At 64.8% G+C, this 13304-nt stretch carries 10 protein-coding genes and 1 pseudogene; 6 read left to right on the forward strand and 5 right to left on the reverse strand.

The window, feature by feature from the left end; all coding sequences use genetic code 11:
* Positions 1 to 40 precede the first annotated feature (40 nt).
* Positions 41 to 1411 carry an MmgE/PrpD family protein gene (locus XH90_RS00080; protein WP_194478629.1) on the forward strand — a complete coding sequence of 457 codons (1371 nt, stop codon included), beginning with the start codon at positions 41 to 43 and terminating at the stop codon, positions 1409 to 1411.
* 4 nt (positions 1412 to 1415) lie between these two features.
* Here the strand turns inward: XH90_RS00080 and XH90_RS00085 are convergent, their stop codons facing one another.
* Positions 1416 to 2843, reverse strand: coding sequence for a serine hydrolase (locus XH90_RS00085; protein WP_194478630.1), 1428 nt, complete (start codon positions 2841 to 2843; stop codon positions 1416 to 1418).
* 145 nt (positions 2844 to 2988) lie between these two features.
* Positions 2989 to 4050 (reverse strand): helix-turn-helix domain-containing protein, encoded by a 1062-nt coding sequence (locus XH90_RS00090; protein ID WP_194478631.1) that lies wholly within the window; start codon positions 4048 to 4050, stop codon positions 2989 to 2991.
* 286 nt (positions 4051 to 4336) lie between these two features.
* Here XH90_RS00090 and XH90_RS00095 point away from each other — a divergent pair, with 286 nt between their 5' ends.
* From XH90_RS00095 to XH90_RS00105, 3 genes and pseudogenes are all read left to right on the forward strand, one after another.
* Positions 4337 to 5254: a pirin family protein gene (locus XH90_RS00095; protein ID WP_194478632.1), complete on the forward strand. Its 918-nt coding sequence runs from the start codon at positions 4337 to 4339 to the stop codon at positions 5252 to 5254.
* 76 nt (positions 5255 to 5330) lie between these two features.
* Positions 5331 to 6245, forward strand: coding sequence for a phosphoribosylaminoimidazolesuccinocarboxamide synthase (locus XH90_RS00100; protein WP_194478633.1), 915 nt, complete (start codon positions 5331 to 5333; stop codon positions 6243 to 6245).
* A 174-nt stretch (positions 6246 to 6419) separates the two neighbouring features.
* Positions 6420 to 6713: pseudogene (locus XH90_RS00105) on the forward strand (cyclic nucleotide-binding domain-containing protein); the annotation flags it as partial.
* 42 nt (positions 6714 to 6755) lie between these two features.
* Here XH90_RS00105 and XH90_RS00110 read toward each other — a convergent pair.
* The 3 genes from XH90_RS00110 to XH90_RS00120 all read right to left on the reverse strand — a co-directional run bounded on the left by XH90_RS00110 (position 6756) and on the right by XH90_RS00120 (position 9870).
* A complete protein-coding gene (locus tag XH90_RS00110; RefSeq protein WP_194478634.1) occupies positions 6756 to 7841 on the reverse strand; it encodes an SbmA/BacA-like family transporter in 1086 nt (361 codons plus the stop codon).
* 102 nt (positions 7842 to 7943) lie between these two features.
* The gene (locus XH90_RS00115) at positions 7944 to 9437 is read right to left on the reverse strand and encodes an NAD-dependent succinate-semialdehyde dehydrogenase (protein ID WP_194478635.1); all 1494 of its coding nucleotides are present in this window, start codon (positions 9435 to 9437) and stop codon (positions 7944 to 7946) included.
* Positions 9438 to 9549: 112 nt separating this feature from the next.
* A complete protein-coding gene (locus XH90_RS00120; protein WP_194478636.1) occupies positions 9550 to 9870 on the reverse strand; it encodes a hypothetical protein in 321 nt (106 codons plus the stop codon).
* Positions 9871 to 10212: 342 nt separating this feature from the next.
* Here XH90_RS00120 and XH90_RS00125 point away from each other — a divergent pair, with 342 nt between their 5' ends.
* Together XH90_RS00125 and XH90_RS00130 are read left to right on the forward strand one after the other, a co-directional pair.
* Positions 10213 to 11406, forward strand: coding sequence for a serine hydrolase (locus tag XH90_RS00125; RefSeq protein ID WP_194478637.1), 1194 nt, complete (start codon positions 10213 to 10215; stop codon positions 11404 to 11406).
* A 108-nt stretch (positions 11407 to 11514) separates the two neighbouring features.
* On the forward strand, positions 11515 to 13221 hold the full coding sequence (locus XH90_RS00130) for an AMP-binding protein (RefSeq protein WP_194478638.1): 1707 nt from the start codon (positions 11515 to 11517) through the stop codon (positions 13219 to 13221).
* Positions 13222 to 13304: the final 83 nt, after the last annotated feature.

Here is a 13304-nt window from a genome sequence, read left to right on the forward strand (position 1 = left end):
ATCAGCCCGCCTAACTTGCCGGCCAAAACGAGGAAACACGATGGCCCACGAAACCGCAACGCTCGCCGCCTATGTCGCCAACCTGAAATTCGCCGATATTCCGGCGGAGGTGCTGGATCGCGCCAAGGTGCTGACGCTGGATTTCCTGGGCAGCGCCATCCGGGCGCGGAGCGAGGCGGAATCCACCCCGTCGCTGCTGAAGATGCTGGAAGCGCTCTCGCTCGACACCAAGGGCGATTCCACCGTGTTCGGCGACAGCAAGACCTGGACGCCGGCGGTCGCCGCTTTGCTCAACGGCGCACTCGGCCATTCCCTCGATTTCGACGATACCCACGCCGATTCCTCGCTGCATCCCAGCGCGCCGGTGGTTCCGGCCGCGTTTGCCGTCGGCGAGATGGTCGGCGCTTCGGGCCGCGACGTGCTGACGGCGATCGTTGCGGGCTACGAGGTCTGCTGCCGGCTCGGCAACGCGCTCGACCCGACCTCGCATTATGCGCGCGGATTCCACCCGACCGCGACGGCCGGCACCTATGGTTCGGCCGCAGCGGCGGCCAAACTGTTCGGCCTCACCGAGCCGCAGATCATCGCCGCCTTCGGCGTCGCCGGCAGCCAGGCCGCAGGCTCGCTGCAATTTCTGATGAACGGCGCCTGGAACAAGCGCTACCAGGTCGGCGCTGCCGCGATGAACGGCGTGATCGCCGCGACGCTGGCGCGCAACGATTTCGTCGGCGCGACGGAATCGGTCGAGGGCAAGCACGGCCTGCTCGCCGGCTACACCGATGACGCGCATCCCGACAAGGCCGTCGCCGGGCTCGGCAAGACCTATGAAACCATGAAGATCGGCGTCAAACCGTATCCGAGCTGCCGCTACACCCATGCTGCGATCGACGCCCTGATCGCGATGCGGCGCGAGCACAATCTGACGCCCGACCAGGTCAAGCGCGTCGAGATCGGCCTGCATCGCAACGGCATCACGCTGACAGGCGATGCCGCCACCAAGCGGCATCCGACCTCGATCGTCGGCGGCCAGTTCTCGATGTTCTTCACCGGCGCGCTCGCGCTCGACCAGGGCTCGTTCGGCTGGGACGATTACGCCAGGCTCGGCGATGCCGCCATCGACGCGCTCGCCGACAAGTTCGACGTGGTGCAGGACGACCGGCTCGAGATCGGCCGTACCCATCCCTTCGGCGCGCGCGTCAGCATCACCACTGAAGACGGTGTACATGAGCGGCTCTACGCCGATCCATCCGGAGAGCCGACGTCCTTCCCCGACGCACAGGCGATGCAGCAGAAGTTCCTGACGCTGGCGCGGCCCGTGCTGAATGCACGGGCCGACAAGTTCGCCGACGCGATCATGACGCTGGAGCGGTTCGATCGCGTGGCGAAGGCGACGGAGCTGGGGCGGCAATAGTCGCCTAGTTCGCTCCCGCGAGCTTTCCGCCCTCACGCGTCGTCGCCACGACATCGCGCACGAGATCGAACACACCATCGGCGAGCGGCGGGAAGTTCGGCGAGCGGCCGAGGCGCACGATCACCAGCTTCTCCGATGGAATCACGATCGTGTACTGACCGATCGTGCCCTTGGCGAAGAATGCATCGCGCGGCCAGCCGTGCTTCACGCGAAACTTCGCGCCAAAACTGTCGCCCTGGTTGGTCCAGAAGCCGGCGCCGGTGCCGACCCACGCATTTGGCGTGGCGGATGCCGAATAGTTCACCCATCCCTCCGGCAGAATGCGTCTGCCACCAACCACACCGTCATTGAGATAGAGCTGGCCGAGGCGCGCCCAGTCCCGCGCGGAGGCCAGCATCTCGCCGGAGCCCTCGATCGTGCCTGCAGCATCGAGCTGGAGCGTGACGTTGACCATGCCGAGCGGCGCGAACAATTCGCGGCGCGCGAAGGCGAGCGCATCGGCGGGCTTGCCGCCGGCGGCATCGCGCAGCAGATGCGCGAGGATGATGAAGTTGCCGTCATGATAATTCCACGTCGTGCCCGGTGCTGTCGCAAGCGGCGCGCGCTCGGCAAAGCTGGCCATATCGTCCTCGGCATATTTCATGGTGTTGACCGGTTCGAGCGCGGAGCCAAGCTTGGCCTCCAACGAACTTCCAAGCGCGATGCCGGCGGTGTGACGCAGCAACTGGTCGACGGTGATGGCATGGCGCGGATCGTCGGGGTTTCGCCACGCGGCGATGGGGGCGGGTCCATCCAGCTTCAGTTTGCCCTGGCGCACGAGAATGCCCGTCAGTGCCGACATCACCGACTTCGTCATGGAGAAGCCGAGCAGTTGCGTCTCCGGGCCGATGCCGTCGGCATAGCGTTCGGCGATGATGCGGCCGGCCTTCATGACGACGATCGCGCGGGTGCGGCGATATGGCGGTTGCGCGGGTTCGGTGAAGGCACGGTCGAGCGCCGCCGCCAGGCCTGCGCTTTGCGGCGGCACGAGCCCGGGGCCGGCAATCTCGGGGAGTAACGCGGGCTGCTTGTCGTCAGGCGGCAGCGCGACGTCGGCGATCCCCCGACCATGCTCGAGCGTGCAGCCGAGCCCGTCGCGGTAGACGGCATGGCTGCGGCCGATCCCGAACAGGGACACCGTGACGTCCTTGCGGGCGCGATCGACCCGAAAATCCATCGCCCAGGTGAGCAGACCCGTACCCGGCATCGCGTCGGTGGTTTCAGTGAGGTCCCGGTGGGGATCGAGGCCGGAGACGAAGATCTCCGAGCAGAGCGTGTCGGCGATGAAGCCGGTGGCGACCTTGGGCACGTCACGCGCCCGCGCCGCGCCGAGCGCGAGACCGGCGCAGGCGATGGCGGTGGTGAGGAGGACGATCTTGCGGCGACGAATCACGGGCTTTCTCCGGCTGGGGTGCGAGTGCGGGAGAGCAGGCCGGATGCGCGCGATACACGCTCGCCGGATTCGAAAATCGGTCTCATCGAAACTGACCGGGGCTGGTCGATTTCGGAATTCTAATGTAATTTCAATAACCTAAAATCTAGGCCGCATCGGCCTTGAGGCGCCGATATTCCGTCGGCGTCACGCCCGTGACCGCCTTGAAGGCGCGGTTGAACGGGCCGAGCGACTGGAAGCCGGCATCCATCGCGATGGTGATGACGGGAACCTCGGCCTGGTCGGGATCGGCGAGCGCGGCCTTGGCTTCCTCGATGCGGTGGTTGTTCAGGAAAACATTGAAGTTGCGGTAGCCGAGCCGCTGGTTGATCAACCGGCGCAGCCTGTATTCCGGAATTTTCAGCCGGGTGGCCAGCACGCCGATGGTGATGTTCTCCTGCCGGTAGATCCGCTCGTCCGCCATCAGCCGCATCAAGGCGTCGATGAGCTTTCGATCGGCGGCGTCATCGGCGGCAGGTTGACTGAAAGCGTCAGGCGGTGCGGGCTCCGCCGCCACCGGAAACAGCTCCGCCCCGTCAACCCGCATCATGGCATAGACGATCGCCGCGACGGTGCAGGCGAGCACCCCGGCATTGACGGTTTCGGCTGCAGCGCCGACATGGCGGCCGGCGACCGCGATCTGGAGCACCGCGTTCAGCCCGCCATAAAGCGCGATCGCGCAGACGATGAAGACACGAACGCGGCGGCGGCGCTCGACGAGGTCAGTCGGCCAGGAAGCGATCATCTGCCCGACCGCAAGCCCGATGAAGCCGAGCACGATCAGATTGACCACCGTCACCGAGAACCGCACATGGCCGCCGGGCGCAATCCAGACGCAGCCCGCGAAGCTGTAGGCCGCCACCAGCGCCCAGATCAAACCATGCCACCAGCGGAGGCGAAACTCGTCGTCGAACAGGGCGCGCGTGAACAGCCAGAAGACCACGATGGTGCCGGTCGATATCGCGATCAGCGGTGCATGCCAGAGCGGGACCCGCGACGTGACATCCAGCGAGTAGCTCACCACATGCGCAACCGAGCCCAGCACGAAGGCCGCACCGAGGCGGGCAGCCGGCACATTGCGAAAATCATGTAACAGCGACGCCGCCAGCACCAGCAGCAGCGCGACGCTGGCGGCGCGAAAGGCGAGGTCGAGGGCGGCAAGAGTCATCAGGAGACGTAGCTGGTCACGGTTGCACTCGACCGAACATCGTTCGTTGCGCCGGTTTTTTCAAGAACCATCCGCATTCCAAGCCTAGCAGCAGCCACCGCTGTCGTCGCCCGGCTTGACCGGGCGATCCAGTACGCCGAGACGGTTGTGATGGAATCGATGAGCTGCGGCGTACCGGATGCCCCGCTTTCGCGGAGCATGACAGCGGAGCGTGTGGTTGGCCTTTGTCGCGACGACGACGCCAAATCCTGCTAGCATCAGTCTCGATACACAGAAGGAGTCCACCATGAGCTGGCAGCCCTCCAACGATCCCGTGCTCGGCGATCCCATGTCCTGCGATGCGCTGGATCTCGTCATCGTGCCCCGCACCAGCGATCTCGGCGATGGATTCGAGGTGCGGCGCGCGCTGCCGCATGGCAAGCGGCAGATGGTCGGGCCCTTCATCTTCTTCGATCATTTCGGCCCGGTGCAGTTCGTCTCCGGCAAGGGCATGGACGTGCGGCCGCATCCGCATATCGGCCTTGCCACCGTCACCTATCTGTTCGACGGATCCATCATGCATCGCGACAGCGAGGGCAACGTGCAGGAGATCGCGCCCGGCGCGATGAACCTGATGACCGCCGGACGCGGCATCGCCCATTCCGAGCGTACGCCGGACGCGCAGCGCGCATCGGGCCAGAAGATGCTCGGCCTGCAAAGCTGGATCGCGCTGCCTGAAGGCTCCGAGGAGATCGATCCTTCGTTCCAGCACTATGCGGCGGGCGATCTGCCGATGATCTCCGAGCGCGATTTTAACGCACGGGTGATCGCCGGCTCGGCCTTCGGCATCACCTCGCCGGTGAAGATGGTCTCGCCCTGGTTCTACACCGAGGTCACGGCCGCCGCCGGCGCGATCGTGCCGCTCGACCCCGATCACGAGGAGCGCGCGATCTACGTCGTCGACGGCGAGGTCGAGATTGCGAACGAGCGCTACGAGGGGCCGCGGCTGCTGATCTTCCGTCCCGGCGACCGCATCACGGTGAAGGCGCTGAAGGCCACGCGGATGATGTTTCTCGGTGGCGATGCATTGGAAGGCCCGCGCCACATCTGGTGGAATTTCGTCTCCTCCAGCAAGGAGCGGATCGAGCAGGCCAAGCAGGACTGGAAAACCGGCCGCTTCGCCGCGGTTCCGCAGGAACATGAGTTCATTCCGCTGCCGGAATAGGCTAATCCCGCATACGGCCGTGCCATCAGGCGCGGCCGTATAACCTTTCCGAAGCCAAGTCTACGAAAGCCTTGCGATGACCACGATGCTCTCCAGCGACCTGCCCCTGACCAAGATCGGCCGCGGCAAGGTGCGCGACATCTACGCCGTCGACGACGACCGCCTGCTGCTCCTCACCACCGACCGCATCAGCGCCTTCGACGTCGTCATGGGCGAGACCATCCCGATGAAGGGCGCAGTGCTGACCCAGATCAGCGCGTATTGGTTCAACAAGCTCGAAGGCATCGTGCCGCATCACATGATCAGCGCCGACACCGACGAGATCATCGCGGCCGTGCCGGCGTTGAAACCGCATCGCGCCGAGATCCTCGGCCGCGCCATGCTGTCCCGCCGCACCACCGTCTTTCCGATCGAATGCGTGATCCGCGGCTATCTCTCTGGCTCGGCCTGGAAGGAATATGCGGCGAGCGGCACGCTGGCGGGCGAGAAGCTGAAACCCGGCCTGGTCGAGAGCGAGAAGCTCGAGCCGTCGATCTTCAGCCCCGCCACCAAGGCCGAGACCGGCCACGACGAAAACATCACCATCGCGAAGATGCGCGAAGTCGTCGGCGACGACGTCGCCTACACGCTCGAAAGCATGACGCGTGCGATCTACACGCTCGGCGAGGAGCTGGCACGCGAGCAGGGCATCATCATCGCCGACACCAAGTTCGAGTTCGGCCGCGACAAGGACGGTCGCATCATCCTGATCGACGAAGTCATGACGCCGGATTCGTCGCGCTTCTGGGCGGTCGATGCCTACAAGCCCGGCCAGCCGCAGGCGAGCTTCGACAAGCAGCCCCTGCGCGACTATCTCGACATCGAGCGCCGCGCCGGCCGCTGGAACGGCGACGCCCCGCCGCCGCCACTGCCGGCGAGCGTGGTGGACGCGACCAGCAAGCGATACCTGGAAGCGTATCGGCGGGTGACGGGGAAAGAGCTGAAGATTTAGGCCGGCTATCCATTGTCGTCCTGGCGAAAGCCAGGACCCATACCGCGAGGTCTCTCGATCGCGGACAGTGCTAATCTCGAATGACCGGTCTTCGCCAAACTCGTCCCTGGGGTAATGGGGTCCTGGCTTTCGCCAGGAGATCACGCGCAGCGCGACCGATCTTGGCGTCGAGCCCTCGAGGGCCGCGTCGGCATCATGGTTCCCGCCGATGAAGACCGCAGCACGCGCGTGCGCAGCCTCGGCCGCTACACCACGATCGGCGAAATGGGCCTGGTGTCACACGCGCCGCGCAGCGCCACCATCCAGGCCGAGGTCGACAGCGTTCTCTACGTGCTGAACACGCACCAGTTCGACGCGATCAAGCAAGAAGCGCCCGCGCTCAGCCACAAGCTGCTGACCTATTTCGTGTCGGTGATGGCGGAGCGGCTGACCTTTGCGAACCGGACGATCGCGGTGCTGCGGCGGTAGGACGCGAAAACACGTGCGGTTGGTTGACCGGGTCGGCCTGGCTCAGGACTCGGTCGCATGCCATTCGTCCAGCGCCAACATGAGTTCGGCAACCCGGTTGGCGGAGGCCGTCCATTCTGCAAGCTTGGCGTAGTTGTCCGTGAACCAGTTGAACGCGGTCTGCACGACGACGAAGGCTGCCGACGCCTGAACGACTTCGCCTAGCGTCAGCGCATCGGCCAGGTATTTGGGAAGACACAGCAGAAGACCGATCACCGGCGTGACCAGAAGACTGGTATACGTAACCAGCGTCATCCGCATCAATTGCCAGCAATAGATGCGCCAGATCGCGATCACGGCCTTCAATGCCGACACGACGGCGTGACGGCCATTCGGCCGGTCCTCGGAAATGACCTTGCCTTCAACACCCTCGCGAACATGCGTTCCGATCGCCCGCAGTTCGGCCTCCATGCGCTTGTTCTCCTCGATGACTCGCGTCAGGTGGCCGGCTGTCAACCAGATGCCGAGCGCCAGCAAGGCGGAATATGCGATCACAGCAAGGACAAGATATCCGGGAAGCGTGAAGTCCAGACCATCGAGATGAACCTGCAAATCGCCGCCGACGGACCACAGCACCCCGATGAACGTGCCGATCGTGAGCAACGACTGAAGCAGCCCGGTGACAAGATCGATCGGCAAGTCGGTTGCGACCCTGGCGTCATCGGCGATCCGATATTCCGGCGCCTCGTGGTGTCCGGCGAGGCGACCCGACCTGGCAAGGCGAGAACCTCCGAGCCAATCGTCATAGAGGCGGTTGCTTAGCCACTCGCGCCAGGAGCGCTGCAGGGTCATGCGCGCCCACACCGAGAATACGGTCAAGGCGATACTCGCCGCCGCCAGCGGCAGAAACCGGAACGCCTGGAGCAGGAGTTCGGCCTGATCCTTCCGGCCGATGGCGTTGAAGAAGTCCCGATTCCAGAAGTTCAGGCCGTATTGGGTCAGAAGTTGCAGGACAACATTGATGATCAACCCGAGGACGAGGGCCCATGCGACCCAGGCGGTGGGGCCCCGCCAATATCCCGATGCGCTTTGCCAGAAGCGGCCAAGCAGCCGCTTCTCACCTGGAGCGAAAGAGATCCTCGTCAGCATTCGCGAGCCGCAATCCTGCGTGTGCACCACCCTGCCGCTCGCGCCAAATTACGGAGTCTTGCCCGAGGCCTCTTGACCTGCGTCAAGCGACGCCAGCTGGCGCTACACTCCCGCCATCATCACGTATTTGATCTCGACATATTCTTCCATGCCGTGACGAGATCCTTCGCGTCCCAGGCCGCTTTCCTTGACGCCGCCGAAGGGCGCGACCTCGGTGGTGATCAGGCCGGTGTTGACGCCGACCATGCCCGATTCCAGCGCCTCGGCGACGCGCCAGACGCGGCCGAGATCGCGGGAGTAGAAGTAGGAGGCGAGGCCGAACGGCGAGGCGTTGCACATCGCGATCACATCGACTTCGTCCTTGAAGCGGATCACCGGCGCGAGCGGGCCGAAGGTCTCCTCCTGCGACACCAGCGAGTCGGGCTTGACGTCGGCAAGCACGGTCGGCTCGAAGAAGGAACGACCGAGCTCGCTGCGCTTGCCGCCGGTGACGACCTTGGCGCCGCGCTTGACGGCGTCCGCGATGTGGCGCTCGACCTTGTCGACCGCCTTCATGTTGATCAGCGGCCCTTGCGTCACGCCGCTCTCGGTGCCGTCGCCGATCTTCATCGCCGCGACCTTCGCGGACAGCTTCTGAACGAAGGCGTCGTAGATCTTGTCCTGGGCGTAGATGCGGTTGGCGCAGACGCAGGTCTGGCCCATGTTGCGGTATTTCGAGACGATCGCACCTTCGACCGCCGCATCGATGTCGGCGTCGTCGAACACCACGAAAGGCGCGTTGCCGCCGAGTTCGAGGCCGAGCCGCTTCACGCCGACCGAGGCCTGCTGGTAGAGAATCTTGCCGACCGCGGTCGAGCCGGTGAAGCCGACGAAACGCACGGCCGGATGCTCGCACAGCACCTTGCCGATCGGCGGCGCATCACCGGTGATGATGTTGAGCACGCCCTTGGGAATGCCGGCCTTCTCGGCGAGCACGGCCAGCGCCAAAGCCGACAGCGGCGTTTCGTTGGCGGGCTTGAGCACCACGGTGCAGCCCGCGGCCAGCGCCGGCGACACTTTTCGGGTGATCATCGAGTTCGGGAAATTCCACGGGGTGATGGCGCCGCAGACGCCGATCGGTTGCTTGATCGCGAGCAGGCGCGCATCGGGCCGCTGCGACGGGATGGTCTCGCCATAGACACGCCTCGCTTCCTCCGCGAAGAACTCGATATAAGCGGCGCCGATGTCGACCTCGCCGAGCGCTTCCGACAGCGGCTTGCCTTGCTCGGAGGTGAGGATCAGCGCGAGGTCCTCGCGATTGGTCGTGATGAGTTCGAACCATTTGCGCAGGATGTTGGAGCGCTGCTTGGCGGTATGCCTGGCCCAGGCCGGGAAGGCGCGCTGCGCGGCCTCGACGGCCTTGGTGGTATCATCCGCGCCGAGCTGCGGGACCTTTGCGATCTCGACGCCGGTGGCGGGGTTGTTCACCGCAAAAACGGGCGTGCCGACCCAGGCGCCGTCGAGGTAGCAGGCCTCCCTCAGCAGCGAAGGATCCTTCAACCGGTCACGCAAGGTGGCGGTGGCGTGCTGGGCGCGTGCGGCGGCGGTCGGCGTCATTGCGTTACTCCCTCAGGGGCATTCGGGTCGGCCCGGAATATAGGGATATCGGGTACGTAATGCACCGTCCCGCAACGCACAGCTGATGGGAGTAAAGCCGACAGCGGCGTGGTTACGCCGCGCCGCTCATATAAGTTTCGCGCCGGCCGATCATGCGCTCGGCGGCCGCCTTGGCGTCGGCCTTCGAGGAGGTCGCGCAGGTGCGATATTCGAGATCTGGCACGTCTGACGTGTCGCGGCGGCCGAACCAGGATTTCGAGCCGACCGGCAGCAGCGCCAGCGACTGCGCCAGATTGTCGACCGCTCCGAAGGAATAGAGTGCGCCGGTACCGGCGATCCGGACTTCGTAAATGCCGGGCGAGATCGGCGCTTCCAGATTGTCGCCCCGTCCGGGACGGGGATAGCGCTTCCATTCGCTCCAGGTCGAAATCATCTTAAAGTCCCCTCGCGGCCGGTTCGGCGGCCGCCAAATTTGCTTCAAATCTTAACGTCAGCCGCCGATCAGGCCGTCAGCTGAACGCCGCAACGCACAAAATGTTTCTAGTGCTTCAAACGCCTGAAACATACCGCCTGAGCCCATCCAAGGTCACGGTCAGTTGCGGCCATCCACCGCAGATTGCGAAGAAGTGTTGCAGATCAGTCGTCCCGCGTGGGGCGCAGACCGTCAAATCACGACATCGCGACCGAAGGCTGCATATCGCCACCCTTGCCGCACGACGGATGCGGGAGGACAATCCGTTCACTTCCAACAATAATCAAACCGGAGGAAACGCGTATGCAAAGCAAAGCTCAGATCGACGAGACTCTGCGCAAGACGAGCGACGCCAAGGAGATTCCCGGCGTTGTTGCGATTGCCGCCAGCGGCAGCGAAATTCTGTATCAGGGCGCGTTCGGCAAGCGCGATCTCTCCAAGCCCGACCCGATGACCGCGGACAGCGTGTTCTGGATCGCCTCGATGACGAAGGCGGTGACGTCGGCCGGCGCGATGCAGTTGGTCGAGCGGGGCAAGCTGTCGCTCGACGCGCCGATCGGATCGCTGCTGCCCGATCTCGCCAAGCCGCAGGTGCTCGAAGGCTTCGACGCCAAGGGCGAACCAAAACTGCGGCCGGCAAAGAGCGCAATCACGCTGCGCCAGCTCATGACCCACACGGCGGGCTTCTGCTACGACATGTGGAACGGCGAGTTCGCGCGCTACATGGAGAAGACCGGCACGCCGGGAATCATCACCTGCCAGAACGCGGCGCTGAAGACGCCCGTGATGACCGATCCCGGCACGCGCTGGGAATACGGCACCAATATCGATTTCGTCGGCAAGGCCGTGGAAGCCGTCAGCGGCAAGCGGCTCGACGCATATCTGCGCGACAACCTGTTTGCGCCGCTCGGCATGTCCGACACCGGCTTCAAGATCACCGACGACATGCGCAAGCGTCTCGTCGGCATGCATGCCCGCGGCGAGGACGGCCAGCTCGCTGCGATGCCATTCGAGCTCGAGCAGAATCCGGAATTCCACATGGGCGGCGGCGGCCTCTATTCAACCGCGGCCGACTACATCAAGTTCACCCAGATGATCCTGAACAAGGGCCGCGGCAACGGCAACCAGGTTCTTAAACCAGAGACGATCGCCATGATGGGGCAGAACCAGATGGGCGATCTCAACATGACCAAGATGACCAGCGCGGCGCCGCCCTACACCAACGACGTCGATCTGTATCCGGAGCAGGCGAAGAAATGGGGCCTCAGCTTCATGATCAACACCGCCAGGACCGCGGAGGGCCGCAGCGCCGGCAGCCTCGCCTGGGCGGGCCTCGCCAACACCTATTACTGGATCGATCCTGCGCGGGACGTCACCGGCGTGATCCTGATGCAGCTGCTGCCGTTTGCGGACGCGAAATGCTTGCAGGCATTCGCGGGCTTCGAGCGCGGCGTCTATGCCGGGCTCGATGCGGGCAGCGGCAAGAAGGCGGCCTAACCCCTTAGTATGAGGCGCGCGGCGTCGCGCGCCTGATCGGCAACGGATAACCTCGTGCCCGAAAGCCCTCGGCTTCAGGCACGAGGCAATGATTTCGAGGAGACGACCTTGGCGAACGATCTTGCAGGCAAAGCCGACAGTTACGTTTGCGGCATCTCGGACACGCCGCTGCTCGGCGACACCATCGGTCGCAGCCTCGACCACGCGGTACGGCGCTGGGGCGGGCGTGAGGCGCTGGTCTCGCCGAGCCATGGCGTGCGCTGGACCTGGGCGGAATTCGCCGAACGCGTCGACGCACTCGCCGCCGGCTTCCTCGCGCTCGGCCTGAAACGCGGCGAGCGGATCGGCATCTGGTCGCTGAACCGGCCGGAATGGACGCTGACGCAGTTCGCCGCCGCCAAGGCCGGCCTGATCCTGGTGACGATCAATCCCGCCTACCGGCTCAGCGAGCTGGAGTTCGCGCTGAAGAAGGTCGGCTGCGCGGCGATCGTCTCCGCGACGGCGTTCAAGACCAGCCAGTACATGGAGATGCTCAACACGCTGCTGCCGGAGCTGGCGGGCGCCAGGCCCGGCCGGCTGCAGGCGGCGCGGCTGCCCGCCTTGCGGATGGTGATCCAGATCGGCGGTCCTTCCGCGCCCGGCACGATCCCGTTCGACGAAGTCGCGCACATGGGCAAGGCGGAGCATCGCGAGCAACTCGCTGCGCTTGGTGCTGCGCTCCAGTTCGACGACCCCGTCAACATCCAGTTCACCAGCGGCACCACGGGATCGCCCAAAGGCGTGACGCTGACGCACCACAACATCCTCAACAACGGCTATTTCACGGGGCGCGCGATGCGCCTCACCGAAGCGGATCGTATCTGCATCCCCGTGCCGCTCTACCACTGCTTCGGCATGGTGATGGGCAATCTCGCCTCCGTCACGCTCGGCGCAACCATGGTCTATCCCGGCGAGGGGTTCGATCCGCTCGCGACGCTGCGCGCGATCGAGCAGGAGAAATGCACGACGCTGTACGGCGTACCGACCATGTTCATCGCCGAGCTCGATCATCCCGAGTTCAAGACGTTCAACCTGAAATCGCTGCGCACCGGCATCATGGCCGGCGCGCCCTGCCCGATAGAGGTGATGAAGCGCGTCAACACCGAGATGAACATGCGCGAGGTCACCATCGCCTACGGCATGACCGAGACCAGCCCGGTCAGCTTCCAGAGCGCGACGGACGATCCGCTGGAGCGGCGCGTCTCCACCGTCGGGCGGATTCATCCGCATGTCGAGGTGAAGGTCGTCGACCTCGAAGGCAAGATCGTCAAGCGCGGCGAACGCGGCGAGCTCTGCACCCGCGGCTACAGCGTCATGCTGGGCTATTGGGAGGAGAAGGAAAAGACCGGCGACGTGCTCGACGCCAACGGCTGGATGCACACCGGCGACCTCGCCACCATCGACGACGAGGGCTACTGCAACATCGTCGGCCGCATCAAGGATCTGGTGATCCGCGGCGGCGAGAACCTCTATCCGCGCGAGATCGAGGAGTTCCTTTACCGCCACCCCAAGATCCAGGACGTGCAGATCTTCGGCGTGGCCGACACGCGCTATGGCGAGGAGCTCTGCGCCTGGATCCGCGTCAGGCCGGGCGAGACGCTGACCGCCGAGGAGGTCCGCGCCTTCTGCGACGGCCAGATTGCCCACAACAAGATCCCGCGCTACGTCGAGTTCGTCGACGAATTTCCGATGACGGTGACCGGCAAGATCCAGAAATTCGTGATGCGGGATGCGGTGGAGCAGCGGCTGGGGCTGAAGGCGGCGAAGACGGCGTGAGGCGGCTCCGCTGCCACTCCAATCACTCTGTCATTCCCCGCGGAATCCAGTACGCCGCGGCTTCTCGATTGAACCACTGACGT

The sequence above is a fragment of the Bradyrhizobium sp. CCBAU 53338 genome (genome assembly GCF_015291665.1).
GTDB lineage: Bacteria > Pseudomonadota > Alphaproteobacteria > Rhizobiales > Xanthobacteraceae > Bradyrhizobium.